Source organism: Microbacterium sp. TW_SC_2 (assembly GCF_055361165.1).
This window is the reverse complement of sequence record NZ_CM143952.1, coordinates 604,678-623,124: the sequence shown is the minus strand read 5'-3', so window position 1 is coordinate 623,124 and position 18,447 is coordinate 604,678. Positions and strand designations below refer to the sequence as shown.

Sequence of the window (18,447 nt, the reverse complement as noted above, 5' to 3'; positions counted from 1 at the left end):
CCGTGCGGCGCGGGCTCAGCGCAGGCTGCGGTAGCCGACGATGATGCGCTGCACGGCGCTGAGCGCGACGAACAGCGCCCACACGAGCGCGATCTGCCAGGCCCAGAACGGCAGGAGCAGCCAGAGCGCGTGCACGACGATCGTCTCCGTGCCCTCGGCGATGCGGCCGAGGAACGACAGCGAGCGCCCGTCGTCGAGCGTGCGACCAGCGCGCTCCGCGATCGAGGAGAACGCCAGGAACGCCGTGCCGTTGACGTAGTACACCAGCAGCACGAGCAGGAACGGCCACCACGGGGCGTCGAACTGCGCGGTCGCCCCGAACGCCACCCCCACGACGGTGGCGCCGTAGACGACGAAGTCGGCCGTGATGTCGAGGAAGCCGCCCGCGTGCGAGGGCACGGCGGGTGCACCCTGCTCCCGAGCGCGCCGTTGACGACGCCGGGCCAACGTGCCGTCGAGTCCGTCGGCCACACGGGACACCAGCCAGAGCACCACGGCGATCGCCCACAGCTGCAGCGCGGCGGCGACCGCCGAGGCGACACCGAGCGCGAGTCCCAGCACCGTCAGCCGGTCGGGGGTGATGCCCGGTCGGTCGATCGCCGCCGCGACGGCCTCGAGGGGGCGCGCGAGCACAGCGCGCAACGACCGATCAAGCATCGCCGGCCTCTGCCGTGGGAGTCGCGGATCCGACCGTCCCCGGGGCGCCGCGACGCCGCAGGATCGTCGCCGCCACGACCCCTCCGAGTGCGAGGACGCCGAGCACCCCGAGAGCCACCCAGAACGGGGTGCCCAGCTCGAAGCCGAAGGCCCCGAGGGCGACATACGCCGCCGATCCGGGGATGATGCCGAGCGCCGTGCCGAGGGCGTAGTCGCGCCGGCGCACCGCGGTGAGGCCCGCTCCGTAGTTGATCAGCGTGAACGGGATGACGGGTACCAGTCGCGCCCCGAGGACCGCGAGCAGGCCGCGATGCGCCAGGGCCGCGTCGAGCCGCGCGACGCGTGCGCCCGTGAGCCTCTCGACCGCCTCTCTTCCGAGCGCGCGGCCGATCACGAACGACGCCGCCGCTCCCAGCAGCGCGCCGATGTAGACGAGGGCCAGTGCGAACCAGAAGCCCCACACGAGACCGGCCGCGATCGTGAGCAGATTCTTGGGCACCGGCGTCAGCGTGAGGGCGGCGTACCCGAGCACGAAGAGCACGGCGCCACCGGCTCCGAGTCCGGACGCCCAGTCCCGCACCGCCTGCAGATCGGTCGGCGCGAAGAGAAAACCAACCGTTCCGACGAGGGCGACGAACAGAAGGAGCAGAAGCAGACGGGTCACCGCCCGACGCTTCGAGGGTGCGGCGCTGACACGCGACTCACCTGCGTCCACAGCATCCCCTCCGACCTCCTATAGCCTAGTCCGGCGCGTCGCAGCCCGGTCGACGATCCCGAAATGAGGACCCCATGAAGAACCCCGGACGCCGCCGTCGACAGGCTGTCGCGCTCGCACTGACGTTGCCTTTGGTGGCACTCAGCGCCTGCGCCGCGCCCGACACGAGCGGATCGAGCACCTACGACGACTGGGACAGCGTCCTCGCCGACGCGAAGGGCCAGACCGTGCAGCTGTGGATGTACGGCGGTGACGACCAGGGCAACGCCTACGTCGACGACATCCTGGCCCCCGCGGTCGCCGAGTACGGCGTCACGCTCGAGCGCGTGCCCGTCACCGACACCGGCGACGCCCTGAACCGCGTGTTCACGGAGCTGCAGGCGGGGCGCTCCGACGGCACGGTCGACCTGATCTGGGTGAACGGCGACAACTTCCGCACCGGCAAGGAAGCCGATGCGTGGCTGTGCGGTTGGACCGACCTGCTCCCCTCGATGGCCGGCACCGACCCTGAGGATCCGCTGCTGCAGTCCGATTTCGGCACCCCCGTCGACGGCTGCGAGGCCCCCTGGCACAAGGCGCAGTTCACGCTCGCCTACAACGCCGAGGCGATCCCCGACCCCCCCACCACGCTGGAAGGCGTGCTGGAATGGGCCGAGGCGAACCCCGGCCGCTTCACCTACCCGGCACCGCCGGACTTCACCGGATCGGTCTTCGTGCGCGAGGTGCTCGCGAGCGTCTCCGGCGGCGCGGACGAGGTGTCGACGCAGTACAGCGACGAGGCCTTCGACGAGCTGACCCCGGCCCTCTACGACCGGCTGAACGAGATCGCCCCCAGCCTGTGGCGCGGTGGCGACACGTACCCGGCGAACGAGGCGGAGCTCGGACAGCTCTTCGCCGACCGTCAGATCGACATCACGATGACCTACGGTCCGGCGACGCTCACCGATCTCGTCGCCGACGGCACCTACCCGCCCGGAACCACCGTGCTCCCGCTCGAGGACGGCACGGTCGGCAACGCCAGCTTCCTCGGTCTGCCGGCGAACTCCGACTCGATCGCCGGCGCGATGGTCGTCGCCGATGTCGCGCTCTCGGTGGAGCAGCAGGTCGCCAAGGCGCGGCCCGACGTCTGGGGCCAGTTCACCGTGCTCGACATCGACGGCCTGTCGGATGCCGATCGCGCGCTGTTCGACGCTCTCCCCGACTCCCCCGTGGTCCCCGGCTTCGAGGTGCTGTCCCGCGGCGCCCACGCCGAGCTCGCCGCCGAGTGGGTGCCCGAACTCGACGAGGGCTGGCGCACCGGCGTCCTCAGCCGATGAGCTTCGCGCCGGTCGCCCGCCGACCCGGCAGCGGCCGCCAGCGTCTGCGGGGAGTGCTGCTCGTGCTCCCCGCAGCGCTGGTGACGCTGCTGGTCGTCGGCGGCGGCATCGGCGCGACCCTTCTCCAGGCGCTCGGCCTCATGCCCATCGCGGGCCCGATGACCCCCGGTGTCGACGCCTTCCTCGCCCACCCCGACGACCTCGCCGCCGCGACGGGCGTCTCGCTCGCCGTCGCGACGGTCTCCACGCTGATCGCGGTCGTGGTGGGCACCTCCGCCGCGGTGGTGATCGTGTCCGGTCGGGCCGGGAGCCGTCTGATCGCGGCGCTCGGCGCCACCACCGTCACTGTTCCCCATCTCGTGGGTGCCGCGACCATCGGCCTGCTGCTGTCCGACGCGGGCGTGCTCCCGCGACTGCTCGGCATTCCGCCCGAGGCGTGGGCGCCCTGGGTGGGTGGGCCGCTGTGGGGCGCCGCGATCGCCGAGTTCGCGTGGAAGGAATCGGCCTTCGTGGCCCTCGTGGTCACCGGCACGCTCGCGACCCGGATCGCGACCTACGACGAGACGGCCGCCCTGCTCGGCGCCGGCAGGTGGCGGCGCTTCCGCCACGTCCTGCTGCCGCTGACCGCACCGTCCATCGTGATCTGCGCCGCGATCAGCTTCGTCTACGCCCTGGGGTCCTACGAGGTCTCCTGGCTGCTCGGGCGCACCTACCCCGAACCGCTGCCCGTGCTCGCGGTGCGCCTCTTCCAGGGCGTCTCGCTCGCCTCCCGTCCCGAAGCCGCTGCGGTCGCACTCGTCACGTGCGCGATCTCGCTCGCCGCCGTGGCCGGCACCTTCGCGGTGCTCCGACGCACGGCCGTCTGGAGATGACCTCATGACCTCCAGCACCCTGACCACACCCCGCGGCCCCGGCCGGGTCATCCGCATCGCGCTGACGGCCGCCCTGCTGGTGTGGTTCGCGCTGCCCTTCCTCCCCCTCCTGCTCTGGTCGTTCGCCGACGGCTGGTCCTACCCCTCGGCGCTGCCGACCGCGTGGGGGTTCCAGGGCGTCGAGGACGCCATCGGCTTCGGCCTCGTGCCGGCGTTCGGTCGATCGGTCGTGCTCGGCCTCGTGGTCGCCGCGATCGCCACTCCGCTGGGCGCTCTGGCCGCGCGCGCACTGACCTTCGGCGCCGTGCCCTTTCCCCGGGCGTTCTCGGCCGTGCTGCTCGCCCCCATCGCCCTCCCTCCGTTCGCCGCGGTGCTCGGGGTCAACGTGCTCCTGCTGCGGGCGTACGTCCCGCCCGTCGTCGGTGTGGTCGTGGTGCTCGTGGTGATGGCACTGCCGTACACCGCCTTCGTGATGCGGGCCGCGTACGGTGCGTACGACCTCTCCTACGAGGAGGAGGCGCGGCTGCTCGGTGCGGGCGCCGGCCAGGTCCTGCGCCGTGTGCAGTTGCCGATGATCGCCCCGGCTCTCGCGCGCGCCGCGTTCCTGGCGTTCCTCGTCGCGTGGAGCGACTACATCGTGACCGTGATCGTCGGCGGGGGCGAACTCGTCACGCTTCCGCTCGTGGTCGCCGGCGCCGCAGCCGGTGTGGGCAACGACGCGGCGGTCGCGGTGATGTCGCTGGGAGCGGTCATCCCCCCGGTGGTCCTCCTGCTCGTCCTGCTGACCCTGCGCGGCTCCGGGAAGCCCTCCTCCCGACGGCGGGCCTCCCCGTCGGTCCCCTCGCCCGCCCCCTCGACCTCTGGAGCATCCGCGTGAGCGCCGCCCTCGTCCTCGACGGACTCGACAAGAGATTCCCCGACTCCCCCACCCCGGCCCTGCACGGGTTCTCGCTCACCGTGGCCGCGGGCACCTGCACGGCCGTGCTGGGTCCGAGCGGTTCGGGCAAGAGCACCCTGCTGCGGATCATCGCCGGGCTGGAGGATCCGGATGCCGGGGCCGTGCGCATCGGCGGCACGGATGTCGCGGGGGTCGCCGCGGAACGGCGCGGCGTGGGCATGGTCTTCCAGCGCTCGCTGCTGTTCCCGCACCTCACGGTGCTCGACAACGTCGCCTTCTCCGATCGCGTCTCGGGCATGAGCCGCATCGCAGCCCGCTCCCGCGCGGCGGACTACCTCGACATGGTGCAGCTGGGCGGATTCGGCGACCGCCGGGTGGGCGAGCTGTCGGGCGGACAGGAGCAGCGCGTCGCGATCGCGCGTGCCCTCGCCGCCGAGCCGGCCGTGCTCCTGCTCGACGAGCCCTTCAGCGCTCTCGACCCCGCCCTGCGCAGCGACATGCACGATCTGCTCGAGGCGGTGCGCGAGAGCGTGGCGCCCACGATCGTCCTCGTCACGCACGACCGCGACGAAGCCGCCCGGGCCTCCGATCGCATCGCCCTGCTCGAGCACGGTGTGCTCCTGCACGAGGGGACCGTGCTCGAGGCGTACCGTCGCCCGCAGAACCTCCGAGCCGCGCAGCTGATGGGCGGACGCAACGAGATTCCCGGTGAGGTCCGCGACGGGCACCACCACAGCGAGATGGGGGCGGTGCCGGTGAGGCCGGAGATCGCCGACGGACCCGGGATCCTGCTGATCCGTCAGGAGGACGTGGCGATCCTCGACCACGGGGGCACGCCCTCGGGATCGGCGATCTGCGGTGTCGTCGAATCGGTCCGCGTGGCCGGTGCGCGCTCGGAGGTCGTCGTCCGTTGCGGGGACGCGCGACTGCACGCGGAGGCGCCGCCCACGCAGCGTCGTCAGGTCGGGGACCGCGTCGTGCTGGTACTGCCGGCCGAGGCCGTGCAGGTCGTCACGGGCTGACCCGGCGGTCGAGCCGCCGGGTCACCCCGCGCGGCTCAACTCGTGGCGCGGGCCGAACCGGTCTCGCGCACGCCGGTGAGACCGGACGGGCGTGCGATGACCTGCGGCTCGGCGCCGTCGCGCACCGAGGGCAGCGGGAGCAGACGGCGCAGCTCGATGTTCTCGATCGGGTCGAGGACCGAGTGCTGCACGCACGCGGGGACCAGACGGCCGTCCTCCGGGTGCGCCATGGCGTACATGCACGAGCCGAGGCGCTCCTGCGTCTCCAGCAGCAGCGGGTCCTCGGCGACGATGCCCTGCTCCATGAGCTTCCAGGCGGGGTCGACCTGCTCGGCGTCCATGAAGTTGTGGACGACGAAGGTCTTGAACGACACCTTGCCGCGACGAGCTTCGCGCAGCACGCGGCGCAGTCCACCGGCGCGACGCAGCACGCGGCGCGCGAGTCCGACCAGCGGCGGGAGGTCTCCGGGGTGCGCGGCGAGCGCCCGCACGACCTTGACCACGAGGACGGGCTTCGGGATGCCGCCGAAGATCATGCCGCCGAAGTGGTCGAGGAAGCGATCGCGGGCGGCGATGTCCTTGGGCTCTTCGGGATCGAGCAGCGCGGCGAAACCGCCGCCCACGCGCACGCCCACCGTGGAGCGGTTGCAGCGGGGGTCGCCGAACTGGGTCGCCTGCCAGGGCAGCTTGTGCCCGGCGCCCTTCTCGATGCGGTCCCACACGGCGTCGATCGTGACCTCGCCGAAGTCCTCGCGCCACCGACGGTCGTCGCCGATGAAGGCCGCGGGCTGGAACGACATCATGTCGAAGGGCATCTCGAGCACGTCGCGGGTGACCTGCTCGACCTCGTCGACGTTCGAGGGCGTGACCGTCATGTTGTGCGCGAGGTAGCTGTCGACGCCGTGGTCGCGCTTGAGGTCGATGAACATCTGCGTGAACTTCTCCCGGAACGGGTTCAGCTCGGCTTCGCTGTGCGGACGCACGGCGCCGCGACGACCGCGCATGAGCGAGTCGAAGTGGGCGGCGAAGGAGACCTTGTCGAAGCGCGGCTTGCGGTCCTGGTCGAGCACGAGGTCGAGCAGGTAGTCGTACTCGAAGTCGCCGTGCGTCATGGACATCGGCTCGCGCCCCACTGCGCGCATCGCGAGGAGGGACTGCGCGTGGTCCTCGGCGGAGAGGAGGCTGACCTCGCCGCCGATCAGCTGCGCGTGCGCCCGCGGCCCGCGGATCTGGCGGAGGTACTGCATCTGGCGTGCCACGTTGTCGACCGTGTGATCGCCGTCGATCCGCACCTTGTTGGCGTCGGCCGAGTGGTAGCACGGCGAACAGGTGAGATTGCACTTGGGGAAGACGCCGTGGGTGCCCTCACAGCCCACCGCGCAGCGGCCGAGCAGCTGGTTGGGCGTCTTGACGTGGTCCGGCAGCTGCTCCCAGCGCAGATCGAGTGCGCGTCGCGTCTCCGGATGGATCGGCCGAGTGTCGAGCTCGATCTGCTTGAGCGTCGTGACGATTCCCATGGCTTCCTTTCGACCCGCGTGCGGCGTCCTGCCGGCGATGGGTGTGGTTCTGAGGATAGTTCGTCACCGGCGGCGACACGGATTGGTGCGACTTGGTGCCGCGGCGCGTCGCGCCGAGCGGAGGGGGGTGCGTGCGCGCAGCGCTTCCCGCGTGTCCCCCCTCGACCTAGGCTGACGGGATGACGGATGAGCGGGACGAGGGGCCGTTCTTCCACGGCACCAAGGCAGACCTGCGGGTCGGCGACCTGCTGACGGCGGGGTTCCGGTCGAACTATCGGCCGGAGGTCGTGATGAACCACATCTACTTCACGGCCCTGCACGACGGGGCCGGGCTCGCGGCAGAGCTGGCCGCGGGCGACGGCGCGCCGCGGGTCTACGAGGTCGAGCCCACCGGACCCTTCGAGAGCGACCCGAACGTCACGGACAAGAAGTTCCCGGGCAATCCGACACGGTCGTACCGCAGCGCCGCGCCCGTCCGGGTCGTCCGTGAGGTCCTCGACTGGACGCGCCTGTCGCCCGAGGCCCTCGCGATCTGGCGGGAGCGGCTGGCCACGATCCGCGAGCACGGCGAGATCATCAACTAGCGGGACGCGCCACGCCGGCGACGGCGAGTACCCGCTCGGCGGCCCGCACCATCGCGATGTCGATGAACGTCCCGTCCTCCAGCAGGAACGCACCGGATCCGTCGGCAGCGGCCGCGCGCACGCGGTCGACGATGCGGCGCGCCCGCTCGATGTCGGCCGCATCGGGCAGGAACGCGCCGCGGATCACCGCGATCTGACGCGGATGCACCGCGGTGCGACCGGCGAATCCCAGGGCACGACCTGCTCGACAACTCGCCTCGAGGCCCGACAGGTCGGCCACGTCGGCATGCACGGCCATCAGCGGAGCCGGAAGGCCCGCGGCCGCGGCGGCGTTCACGATCCGACTCCGCGACCAGGTCAGTCCCACCTCTCCCCCCGGGCCCGCCGGCACGCCGAGTTCGGCGCGCAGATCGGCCTCTCCGGTCGCGATCGAGGCGACCCCCGAGCGCGCGATCTCGAATGCGCGCTCGATCGACAGTGCCGACTCGAGCAGCGCGTGCACGGAGCGTCCCGGGAGTGCGCCACGCACCGCCGCGACGTCATCGGGCGATCGCGTCTTGGGAAGCCGCACCCCGAACTCCGACGGAAGGGCGGCGACGGCGGCCAGATCGGCGTCATGCCAGGTCGATCCCTTCGCGTTGACGCGGATCTGCACGACCGGCGCGCGCTCTCCCCGCGCGCGCCAGGCCGCGGCGACGTCGGCCAGCGCCGCTCGTGCCGTCTCCTTCCGCGCTGCGACGACGGCGTCCTCGAGATCGATGATGACGGCATCCGCTCCGGCATCCAGGGCCTTCTCGAAGCGCTCCGGTCGATCGGCCGGCGCGTACAGGGCGACGATGACGGGCTTGGTCATCCGATGCTCCCCTCCTCGCGCAGGGCGATGAGCTCGCCGGGGCTGTACCCCAGCTCGCTCAGCACGGCGTCGGTGTCGGCACCGTGCGCGCGCCCGGTGAAGGCGATGGTCGCGTCGTCTCGGGACAGGCGGAACAGCGGCCCCTGCATCGCCATGTCGCCGAGGTCGTCGTCGTGGATCCGGTGGATGGTGCCGAGCGCGGTGAACTGCGGGTCGGCGACGATGTCGGACGGGTCGTAGATCGGCGCGATGGCGGCTTCGGCCCGCTCGAACGCGGCGAGGACCTCGTCGCGGGAGTGCCGGCCGATCCAGCCGCCGACGGCCTCGTCGAGGACGTCGGCGTGCTCGGCACGCCCCGCGCCCGACGCGAACCACGGCTCCTCGGCGAACTCCGGGCGCCCCACCAGGGCGACCACACGCTCCGCGATCGACTGCGCGCTGGTCGACACCGCGACCCACGAGCCGTCCGCCGTGCGATAGGCGTTGCGCGGCGCGTTGTTCACGGAGCGATTGCCCGTGCGCGGCTGCACGGTTCCGAGCTGATCCCACCGGGTGATCTGCGGGCCGAGCATGGCGAGGATCGGCTCGATGATCGCGACGTCGATCTCCTGACCCACCCCGTCGCGATCCCGGGCGTGCAGGGCGACCATGATGGCGTATGCCGTGGCGAGGGAGGCGACGCCGTCGGCGAGGCCGAACGGAGGCAGCGTCGGCGGACCGTCCGGCTCTCCCGTCGACGAGGCGAACCCGCTCATCGCCTCCGCGAGCGTGCCGAAGCCGGGGCGTCGCCGGTACGGTCCGATCTGACCGAACCCGGTGACGCGCGCGAGGATCAGCCCCGGGTTCTCCTTCGACAGCGCGGCATGGTCCAGTCCCCAACGCTCGAGCGTCCCGGGTCGGAAGTTCTCGATCACGACATCCGCCGTGCGCGCGAGACGCAGGAACGCCTCGCGTCCCCCGTCGGTGTGCAGATCGATCGCCACGGTCTGCTTGTTCCGGCCCAGGGTCTTCCACCACAGGTTCTGGCCGTTCTTGCTCGGTCCGTGGCCTCGCGCGGGATCCGGCCGGTCAGGATGCTCGACCTTGATGACCTCGGCCCCCATGTCGCCCAGGTGCATCGCCGCCATCGGACCGGCGAACAGCGTCGACGCATCCACGACCCGGAGTCCGTCCAGCGCGCTCATCCCGCGACCTCGCGGCAGACACGGAATCCGATCGAGGGAGATGCGTCCTGGCCGAGGCCGGGGAGCAGCAGCTTGGCGCTGAACTCCGGCGGCTTCACGCCGCCGTCGAAGTACCAGTCCGATCCGTCGCTGCGGTGCGCGCTGCCGCCCTTGAGCATGACGAAGCGCGTGCGGCCGTCGGAATGCTCCGACTCGGTCCAGTTCCAGACCTCGGGAGCGCGCCGGACGAACCCCGCCCGCCCCGCGGCGAGCTGCCATTCGTCTTCGGTCGGGAGCCGGCCCCCGGCCCACGCCGCGTACTGACGTGCGCGGGCGAAGGTCATGCCGGTGGCGGGGCGGTCGGGGTCGCGCACCACCGCGACCTCGCCGATCGCGTCGAGGAAACGGGCGTACTCCGCCTCGCTGACCTCCGCGGCGTCGACCTGCACCGACCGGGGAAGCGTCACCGAGCGCTCGAGCGTGCGCTGGTCGTGCAGACGGGGAGGGAGCGGCTTCCATTCGTCGACGTAGGGGGCGCCGTCGTACATCCCGGTCTCGCGCATGCGGAAACGGACCGTGAGCGTGTACTCCCCGGCGGGCACGGCCACGGGGTCGGAGGCCGGAGCCGCGGACGCGACCGGCCCGTCCCACGGCGGAGCCGCACGGCGGACCGCACGGCGGTGCGGGAAGGAGGCGTCCCCGACGGCGATCCGTGCGCTGAGGCGCTCCTGCACTTCGGCCATCTCCGCGGGGGCGGCCACGCCGTCCGGGATTCGCACCGCGGCGGCGATCCCGCCGGCCGGAACGGTGATCGCCTCGCCCGCGTCCCCCGGGTGCAGCGCCGACCACCGATCCCCGGAGGGGCGGAACACGGCGTCGTCGTCCGAGGTGTTGGCGAGGAGGAGCAGGGTCGTGCCGTCGAGCTCGAACGCCGAGGCGACGATCGCTCCGTCCTGGACGGCCAGCGGCGTCCATTCCCCCTCGACCAACCAGCGGTGGAATCCGCGCAGCACGGGGAGCATCCGGCGCAGCGTCGCGGCATCCCGGGGGTTCCACCCGACCCAGGCGCCGAACACGACCTCCCACACCATGACGCCCACGCCGTTGAGCCAGGCCGAACGCAGCTCGGCGGCGTGGTCGCGATGCCACCGCCGGATGTGATGCTGCATGTGACGCCGTTCGAACCAGCGCGCGCGGAGCACGCCGGGGGTCTCGGAGTCGGCGAACCACTGCGCCCAGGACAGCGTGTGGTCGGCGATGCGCTCGGTGGCGAGCTTCGATTCGCCCTCCAGGCCGATCCCTGGGCGGGCGGCATCCAGCGCCGAGACGAGCTCGGGGTCGGCCTTCTTGAGCGTGTCGAGGAACACGCCGTCGGCGCCGAGACGCTGCACCGTCGCGGCGAGCTCGGCGGCGTCCTCCCCCGCGCGACGGGTGCCGGTGTCCCACGGGTTGTAGTCGAGGAAGACGGCGACCCCGGCCGCCCGGAGTTCCGCGGCGACATCGGCGAGTCCCGGCACGTCGTAGAAGTCCCACTGATTGCGGTCGTCGATGCCGATCACCGGGTAGGCGTGCCACAGCACGACGCCGTCGAGACCGCCGAAGCGTTCGCGGGCGTCGTCGAGGAACCGCCCGGGCGTGAACCGTTGCGCCTCGAAGTCGAAGAACAGCTCGTCCCACAGCCAGACCTGCGCCACCGTGAAGCACCGGCTGGCCCAGCGCGATGGCGGATCGTCGTACCGGGTGGGTGCTCCGTGGCGCTGCCGGGCGCCGCCGCGCCACGCCGTGAGCTGCTCCCGCCATCGCACGGCGTCCGCCGGGTCACTCGGTGCCGCGAAGATCTTGCCGTCGTCGAGAGCCTGAGCGATCGCGCCGGTCGTGACGTCGGCGTCGAGCGGGATCCGGGTCGGCAGGTCCAGCTCCCGCGGCTGCAGCGGATCGAAGCCGCCGCTCATGCCGCCGGCTCCGAGAGTCGGCGTGTGCGCGCGGCGAGATCGCGGATGGACCTCTCGCCACCACCGGGCATCGACGTCGCGATGCTGTCGCGCAGTGGGGACGTCCAGGCGTCGTCGATGCCGTCGGGGCCGAGCAGACCGCCGACGACCGAACCGACCGTGGCTCCCACGGAATCGGTGTCCCACCCGCCGGAAACCGCGAACGCGACCGCCGCACCGAAGTCGTCGCCGTACGCCTGGAGCGCGCAGGCCGCGAGCGCGGCGTTGTTGAGGGTGTGCACCCAGTGCATGTCGGCGAATTCGGCGTGGAGCCGATCGAGCGCCCCCTCGGAGGACAGCGCCCCCGCGGCGAGCTCTCGTCCCCGGTCACGGCCGAACCGCACGGCGGCAGCGAGACGGGAGGCCGGCGGCACGACCGTGTCCGCGGCATCCAGGACCTCGTCGACGGTGGCCGCGACGAGCGATGCGGAGCAGAGCGCGGCGGCCCACATCGCACCGTACAGGCCGTTGCGGGTATGGCTGAGGCGGGCATCGGTCCACGCCGATGCGGCCGCGGCGCGCGCGTCGCCCGGGTGGGCCCAGCCGTGCACGTCGGCCCGGATCAGGGCCCCGATCCACTCCCGGAACGGGTTGAGGTGCGTGGCGGTCTCGGGCACGGGTCGGGCATCGAGGATGTTCCGGTACGCGGCACGCTCCGCGGTGAAGACCCGACCGGCCGGGAGTGCAGCCAACCAGGCCTGCGCCACGTCGTCCGTGGTCAGGTCGTCGCCGTGGGCCTCGAGCATCGCGAGCGCGAGGATCGGGAAGTTGAGATCGTCGTCCTCCGGCATCCCGTCGATGTTCTCGAGCAGTGAGGTCGGCGCCGACCGGCGGTTCCACGGCCACCGCTCGGCGACATCGGTCGGAAGACCGACGGCGGTGAAGTAGCGCTGGATCGGCCAGTTCCCGGTGGCACGGGCGATCGCCTCGATACCCTCGCGGGGGATCTTCTCGACCGGCTTGCCGAGCAGGCAGCCGGCGGCCCGGCCGAGCCACGCACCGTGGACGCGGTCGAACGATGCGGACGCGGCGGCTGTGCGACCGGCGGGAAGCAGCGCGACGATGTCCTCCCACTCGTCCGGCTCCTGCACGGACGGCGTCTGCAGGACCTGCAGCTCGTCCAGCACTCCGCGCGCGAGCAACCGCAACTCCGCGGATGCCGCCTCCACGCTCGCCCCGGACGGTGCGAGCAGCGTCGACCCTCCGGCATCCGTCCACCTCTGCTCGATCGCGGCGAGATCGTCCTCCGCCACGCCCTGTTCGCGCAGCGCGGCGAACTCGGCCGGAACCAGATCCTCGGGCTGGGCCCAGGTCAGTCTCACGCCATCGCCTCCTGCCCGAGCAGTCCGGCGATCGTGGTGGCGCGCTGCGCGGCCCGGTCGGCGTCGAGGCGGGCGATGTCGCGCACGACCTCGGTCATGGCGGACACCACGCCGTCGAGATCGAGTCGACTGGCGGTGGTGACGCCGGTCACCCACTCGGCCGGAACCGCCTCCGCTCCGTGCAGGCCGCCGCAGATCGCCCCGGCCATCGTCGCGATCGAATCGGAGTCGCGACCGTAGTTGACGGCGTCGAGCACCGCCGCGCGCAGATCGCCGTCGCGGGCCACGACGAAGCCGAGAGCGACGGGAAGCTCCTCGATCGACTTCGTGCGCGAGGGAAGGCGCGCATCCATCGCCGGGGCCCGGTACTGCTCCCCCACGGTGTCGAAGGGCGCGACGGCCGCACGCACGACCTGCGCCAGATCCCGCGGGTCGTCGGAACCTCCACCGGCGAGGAAGGCATCGACGGCGTCGAACACCGCACGGATCGCGGCAGCGGTGCCGTCGTGGGCGACGTCGAGCACGGCGGCGCGCACGGCGGCGACGGTGGCCCCGGGCGCGGCGGATGCCGCCACGGCCGCGGCGAAGACGCCCGCCGCCTCACGCCCGTACGACGACTGGTGCGCCCCCGCGATGTCGATCGCCTCGGCGTACGCGCCCCGATGGTCGCCGATGTGCACGAGTCCGACGGGCGCCATGTACATCGTCGCTCCGCAGTTGACGATGTTGCCGACTCCCGCCTCGCGGGGGTCGGCGTGACCGTAGTGCAGCTTCGCCACGATCCACTTCTCCGCGAGGAACACCCGCTGCAGGATGAGAGCGTCGTCTTCCAGTTCGGGGATCCACCGCCGCTCACCGATCATCAACGGCACCAGATCGGCCGCGACGTCGTATGCGTCGAGATGCCTCCGCCGCTTCGCGTAGACCTCCACGAGCGCGTGGGTCATCAGGGTGTCGTCCGTGACGTGACCGTCGCCCTTGTGGTACGGCGCGATCGGGCGCGCGGTCTTCCAATCGGCCAGGAACGGGCCGACGATGCCCTCGACCCGACCGCCGTGCCGTTCCTCGATCTGTTCCGGGGTCCACCCCTCGGTCGCCCCTCCCAGCGCGTCTCCCACGGCGGCGCCGGCGAGCACCCCGGCCACTCGATCCTGCAACACGAACATTCCCACTCCTTCTTGCCTCGACGGTCGACGGGGGCCGAGGGCGGACGATGCGTCCGCCCTCGGCCTGCCGGTCAACCGGCGATGTCGGTCCAGCCGTCGGACAGCTGCGTCGCCAGCTCGTCGCTGGTGATCTGGTCGGCCAGGTACTGCTGGAAGGCCGGCGTCGCGATGGTGTCCTTCCACTCGGTGTACTTCTCCACCTTGAGGAAGGGCGGACCCACGAGCCCTTCGCCCGAGGCCAGCACCTGCGTCCACGCCGGGTTGTCGGCGGCCAGCGTCTCGACCTCGGCACGCGCCGAGCCCGACGACGGGATCAGGGCGTCCGCGTAGGCGATCTGCGCGAGGTTGTCGCCGCTGAGGAAGAAGTTCAGGAACTGCGCCGATTCCTCCACGTACTCGGAGTCGATGTTCACCGAGTAGGTCTGCGGGTTCGCGGCCTGGACGGCTCCTTCCGATCCTTCGAGCGGCGGGAGCGCCACCCAGTTGAAGCCCTCCGGGGCGTCGTTGGCGATGTTCGTCGCCTGGAACGAGCCCTGCACGGTCATCGCGACCTTTCCGCCGTAGAACGACGCGAGCACGTCCGACCCCGACTGCGTCAGGGACGTGGGTTCGATGGACTTGTCGGTGTACGCCATCTCGTGGATCCGCTCCGGCACGGCGAGCTCGTTCTCGCCGACCTCGATGGAGGCATCGGTGCCCTCGCCGGAGAAGTAGCCTCCGTCGAAGCCGAGCGAGAGGCTCATCACGGTCGCGGTCGGTGAGGCCAGGCCCCAGCCGAGACCGTAGGTGTCGCCCGTGGTGGTCGCCGCGGCGATCTCCTGGAGCTGGTCCCACGTCATCGTGTCTCCGGTGGGGATCTCCACGCCGGCCGCTTCCAGCAGATCCGCGTTGGCGAAGGCCATGTACGACTGGAGCGTCGACGGATAGGCGATGATCTGATCGTCCTGGGTGACGGACTCCCAGATGCCGTCGGAGATGTCGGCCTTCAGGTCCTCGTCGATGAGATCCGTCAGGTCGGCGAGGTAGCCGTCGGCAGCGAACGAGCTGATCGAGCTCGCCTCGAAGTGGATGATGTCGGGGGCCGTGCCACCGGTGAACTGCGTGATGAGCTTGTCGAAGGTCCCGTCCCATCCGGCCTGGATGATCTCGACCTGGATGTCGGGGTTGTCCGCGTTCCACTCGTCGACGATGGATTTCACCGCCGCCTGCGTCGCTGGTTGGTCCGACAGCGACTGGAACTGGATCGTGACGGCGCCGTCACCCCCGTCCGATCCGCTGTTCGCGCTGCCCTGTGCGCAACCGCTCAGGGCGAGGACGGCGACGCCCGCGAAAGCGATGGCGCCGATGCCTCGGATGCTGTTCATGATGCTCGCCTTTCTCCATGTGATTTCTCGTGATGCCCGGTCTGCGATGACCGTGTGGGGTGAGTCTCGGGGGCGGGTCAGCCCTTGACGGCACCGGCGAGCATGCCGCCGGTGAGCTTCTTCTGCAGGATGCCGAAGATGATGAGCGACGGGATCGTCGCGAGGATGGCGCCGGCGGCCAGTGGCCCCAGCTGTGTCTGGCCCTCGGCGCCCAGGAAGGAGCGCAGGGCGATCGGGAGCGTGTAGAGCTCGGGGCTCTGCAGCAGCACCAGCGCGAGGAAGAACTCGTTCCAGGCCGACACGAAGGTGAACATCGCGGTGGCCACCAGTCCGGGGGCGAGCAGCGGGAGGATGATCGTGCGCAGGATCGTGATCCGGGAGGCGCCGTCCATCTCTCCGGCCTCCTCCAGCTCGGTGGGGATCGCCGCGACGTAGCCCTGCAGCATCCACAGCGTGAACGGCAACGTGAAGGTGACGTACACGAGGATCAGCCCGAACAGGGTGTCGTTCAGGTTGATCGAGCGCAGCACGAGGAACAGCGGGATGATGATGAGGATCGTCGGGAAGACCTGGCTGGTGAGGATCCAGACGGTCCCGGCCGCGCGGAGCCGGCCCTTGAGTCGCGCGAGCGCGTAGGCCATCGGCATCGACAGCAGCACCGTGATGACCATGGTCGCGACCGACACCAGGAGAGAGTTCCCGGCGGCCGTGATGAGGTTCTGCCGTTCGAGCGCGGAGCTGTAGTTGCTGAAGTCCCACTCCGCGGGCAGCAGGTTCACGGCGAGCGAATTGAGCTCTCCGGTGGATTTGAACGACGCGGACAGCAGCCACAGCAGGGGGAATCCGAGGAAGAGCAGGAATGCGGCGAGGGCCGCGTACATCAGCACGGTCCCCCACCAGGGGCGCCGGGCGATCATGCGCGTGCCCCTCTCGTCTGACGGAACTGATTGATCAGGTACAGCGACAGGATCAGCAGGATCGCGACGACGAGCACATCACCCATGGCCGAGGCGTATCCGATCTCCCTGTTGCGGAAGGCCTCGAGGTAGGTGAACAGCGGCGGGATCATGGTGCGTCCGCCGGGTCCTCCCTCGGTCAGGACGTAGATCAGCCCGAAGGAGTTGAACTGCCAGATGAAATCGAGGGCGGTCACCGCGATGATGACGGGGCGCAGTGCCGGCAGCGTGATGTGCCAGAAGCGACGGAACACTCCGGCGCCGTCGACGGCCGCCGCCTCGTGCTGCTCGGCCGAGATCGACTGCATCCCGGCCAGCAGGAGCACGGTCGTCTGCGGGATACCGGCCCACACGCCCACCACGATCACCGCGGGGAGGGCCGTCGAGAAGTCGCCGAGCCAGTTGACGCCGGGGATGCCGACCGCCTCGAGCACACCGTTGAGGGGCCCCGAGTTGGGGTTGTAGATCATCCGCCAGACGATCGCGATGACCACGGGCGGCATCGCCCAGGGGATGAGCGCGAGGATGCGGGTGAGCCCCTTGAGCCGCAGGTCGCTGTTCAGCAGCAGGGCGAGTCCCATCGCGCACACGAGTGTCAGGAGGGCGACGGAGCCGGCCCAGACGATTCCGATGCCGAACGATCCCCAGAAGCGGTGATCGCCGAGCAGCTCGATGAAGTTGCCGAAGCCGATGAACTCGATCTCCGCGTTCCGCTTGAGCGTGGCGTTGGTGAACCCGAGCGCTACTCCGCTGACGAGGGGGATGACGGAGAAGATGATGATCGGCAGGAGCGCCGGCACCACGAGGGCGATGGCCTCCTTGCGCTGCGCACGGGCCCGATGCCCGAGCTTCTTCGTCGTCCGAGCGCCCGTGCGCCCGATCTTCGTGGCGTGCGTCGGGGAGGTCTTCGGAGTGTCGATGCTCATCCGGCGGCCCTCGTGTCCTCGGTGTCCGCGTCGCCGACGCGTCCGACTCCGTGCAGCTGGGCGAACGAGGAGGAGCCGCGCACCACGAGCGAGGGAGCGACGGTGACCGTGTGCGCCGCGCGGGCGGGTTCGCTGATCCGCGCCAGCAGCAGGTCGGCGGCGACCCGTCCGCGTTCCTCGGCCCCGAGGTCGACGCTGGTCAGGCCGGGCCGCACGACTCCGGCGAGCTCGGTGTTGTCCACGCCGGTGACGGCGACGTCGTCGGGGACGACGAGCCCGAGGTCTTCGGCGGCACGGAGCGCGCCGATGCCGATCAGATCGTTGGCGGCCACGATCGCATCCGGCCGGCGGTCCGCGCTCAGAGCGTCGAGCGCGGCGGTGTATCCGGCGGCGATCGTGAAGTCGAGCGCGTCGACGCTGCGCGTCGCGACGAGCGGATGCGCGGATGCCGCGGCGGCGAATCCCTCCCGGCGATAGGTACCGGGGGTGGTGTCGGCGGGGCCGTTCACGAAGGCGATGTCGCGGCGGCCTTCCGCGACCAGATGATCCACGATGAGTCGCATCGCCGTGAGCGAGTCGGCGCGCACCGTGTCGAGCCCGGCGTTGTCGGGGAGCCGCCCGAGGACCACGACCGGCACGGGCGTCGCCGTCAGCGCGGCGAGCAGCTCGTCGGTGACCCGGAGCGGCGAGAGGATCATGCCGTCGACGTAGCCGCGTCCGAGGTCGCGGACGACGTCGACGGACGACGACGACGTGCCGGTGGAGGAGAGCACCAGGCGATATCCGGACGCGGAGACCACGCGCTCGATCGCGGTCATCATCTCCACGTAGACCGGGTTGCCGATGTCGGCGACCGCGTAGGCGAGCTGATCCGTGCGCCCCCGCTTGAGGGACTGCGCGGTCGCGTCGGCGACGTAGCCGAGGGTCGCTGCCGCTTCTCGGACCTTGGCGATCGTCTCGGCGCTGGCGATCTGACCGTTCAGCGCACGCGAGGCCGAGGCGATGGAGACGCCGGCGAGCGCCGCGACCTGCGTGATGGTGACTCGTGCCACGAGCGCCTCTCCTTCGAGTGCTGTAAACGTTTCCAACGTGTACATGACGATGCCATCGAGAGGCGTCGCTGTC

General features: G+C 71.1%; 17 protein-coding genes. 5 read left to right on the top strand and 12 right to left on the bottom strand.

All coding sequences use genetic code 11. From position 1 onward, the window contains the following. Positions 1-15 precede the first annotated feature (15 nt). Together ACWA14_RS02915 and ACWA14_RS02910 are read right to left on the bottom strand one after the other, a co-directional pair. Complete coding sequence (locus ACWA14_RS02915) at positions 16-657, bottom strand: CDP-alcohol phosphatidyltransferase family protein (protein WP_463795978.1); 642 nt, start codon at positions 655-657, stop codon at positions 16-18. Continuing rightward, on the bottom strand, positions 650-1,321 hold the full coding sequence (locus ACWA14_RS02910; RefSeq protein WP_463795977.1) for a TVP38/TMEM64 family protein: 672 nt from the start codon (positions 1,319-1,321) through the stop codon (positions 650-652). The genes ACWA14_RS02915 and ACWA14_RS02910 overlap by 8 nt, the downstream gene beginning before the upstream one ends. 125 nt (positions 1,322-1,446) lie before the next feature. On the opposite strand from ACWA14_RS02910, the gene ACWA14_RS02905 reads away from it, so the two are divergent. Genes ACWA14_RS02905 through ACWA14_RS02890 form a run of 4 tightly spaced genes read left to right on the top strand, consistent with a single transcriptional unit; the run spans position 1,447 to position 5,480 of the window. Beyond that, the gene (locus ACWA14_RS02905; RefSeq protein WP_463795976.1) at positions 1,447-2,688 is read left to right on the top strand and encodes an ABC transporter substrate-binding protein; all 1,242 of its coding nucleotides are present in this window, start codon (positions 1,447-1,449) and stop codon (positions 2,686-2,688) included. Then, a complete protein-coding gene (locus ACWA14_RS02900; protein ID WP_463795975.1) occupies positions 2,685-3,560 on the top strand; it encodes an ABC transporter permease in 876 nt (291 codons plus the stop codon). The genes ACWA14_RS02905 and ACWA14_RS02900 overlap by 4 nt, the downstream gene beginning before the upstream one ends. A gap of 4 nt (positions 3,561-3,564) precedes the next feature. Beyond that, complete coding sequence (locus ACWA14_RS02895; RefSeq protein WP_463795974.1) at positions 3,565-4,437, top strand: ABC transporter permease; 873 nt, start codon at positions 3,565-3,567, stop codon at positions 4,435-4,437. Further along, on the top strand, positions 4,434-5,480 hold the full coding sequence (locus ACWA14_RS02890; protein WP_463795973.1) for an ABC transporter ATP-binding protein: 1,047 nt from the start codon (positions 4,434-4,436) through the stop codon (positions 5,478-5,480). The genes ACWA14_RS02895 and ACWA14_RS02890 overlap by 4 nt, the downstream gene beginning before the upstream one ends. Positions 5,481-5,515: 35 nt before the next feature. Here the strand turns inward: ACWA14_RS02890 and ACWA14_RS02885 are convergent, their stop codons facing one another. After that, complete coding sequence (locus ACWA14_RS02885; protein ID WP_463795972.1) at positions 5,516-6,997, bottom strand: hypothetical protein; 1,482 nt, start codon at positions 6,995-6,997, stop codon at positions 5,516-5,518. Between the two features lie 179 nt (positions 6,998-7,176). Between ACWA14_RS02885 and arr the strand changes: the two genes are divergently transcribed. After that, a complete protein-coding gene (arr, locus tag ACWA14_RS02880) occupies positions 7,177-7,581 on the top strand; it encodes an NAD(+)--rifampin ADP-ribosyltransferase (protein ID WP_463795971.1) in 405 nt (134 codons plus the stop codon). On the opposite strand, the gene ACWA14_RS02875 is transcribed toward arr, so the two are convergent. The 9 genes from ACWA14_RS02875 to ACWA14_RS02835 form a co-directional block, all read right to left on the bottom strand. After that, entirely contained in the window at positions 7,574-8,434 is an 861-nt protein-coding gene (locus tag ACWA14_RS02875) for an HpcH/HpaI aldolase/citrate lyase family protein (RefSeq protein WP_463795970.1), read from the bottom strand. The genes arr and ACWA14_RS02875 overlap by 8 nt on opposite strands. After that, a complete protein-coding gene (locus tag ACWA14_RS02870; protein WP_463795969.1) occupies positions 8,431-9,618 on the bottom strand; it encodes a CaiB/BaiF CoA transferase family protein in 1,188 nt (395 codons plus the stop codon). Before ACWA14_RS02870 ends, ACWA14_RS02875 begins: the two co-directional genes overlap by 4 nt. Continuing rightward, positions 9,615-11,549 carry an SUMF1/EgtB/PvdO family nonheme iron enzyme gene (locus ACWA14_RS02865; RefSeq protein ID WP_463795968.1) on the bottom strand — a complete coding sequence of 645 codons (1,935 nt, stop codon included), beginning with the start codon at positions 11,547-11,549 and terminating at the stop codon, positions 9,615-9,617. Before ACWA14_RS02865 ends, ACWA14_RS02870 begins: the two co-directional genes overlap by 4 nt. After that, the gene (locus ACWA14_RS02860) at positions 11,546-12,910 is read right to left on the bottom strand and encodes an ADP-ribosylglycohydrolase family protein (RefSeq protein ID WP_463795967.1); all 1,365 of its coding nucleotides are present in this window, start codon (positions 12,908-12,910) and stop codon (positions 11,546-11,548) included. The genes ACWA14_RS02865 and ACWA14_RS02860 overlap by 4 nt, the downstream gene beginning before the upstream one ends. Continuing rightward, positions 12,907-14,076: an ADP-ribosylglycohydrolase family protein gene (locus tag ACWA14_RS02855; protein ID WP_463795966.1), complete on the bottom strand. Its 1,170-nt coding sequence runs from the start codon at positions 14,074-14,076 to the stop codon at positions 12,907-12,909. The genes ACWA14_RS02860 and ACWA14_RS02855 overlap by 4 nt, the downstream gene beginning before the upstream one ends. 71 nt (positions 14,077-14,147) lie before the next feature. Continuing rightward, a complete protein-coding gene (locus ACWA14_RS02850; RefSeq protein ID WP_463795965.1) occupies positions 14,148-15,440 on the bottom strand; it encodes an ABC transporter substrate-binding protein in 1,293 nt (430 codons plus the stop codon). Between the two features lie 77 nt (positions 15,441-15,517). Next, entirely contained in the window at positions 15,518-16,357 is an 840-nt protein-coding gene (locus ACWA14_RS02845; RefSeq protein WP_463795964.1) for a carbohydrate ABC transporter permease, read from the bottom strand. Then, a complete protein-coding gene (locus ACWA14_RS02840; protein ID WP_463795963.1) occupies positions 16,354-17,322 on the bottom strand; it encodes a carbohydrate ABC transporter permease in 969 nt (322 codons plus the stop codon). Before ACWA14_RS02840 ends, ACWA14_RS02845 begins: the two co-directional genes overlap by 4 nt. Further along, complete coding sequence (locus tag ACWA14_RS02835; protein ID WP_463795962.1) at positions 17,319-18,374, bottom strand: LacI family DNA-binding transcriptional regulator; 1,056 nt, start codon at positions 18,372-18,374, stop codon at positions 17,319-17,321. The genes ACWA14_RS02840 and ACWA14_RS02835 overlap by 4 nt, the downstream gene beginning before the upstream one ends. Positions 18,375-18,447: the final 73 nt, after the last annotated feature.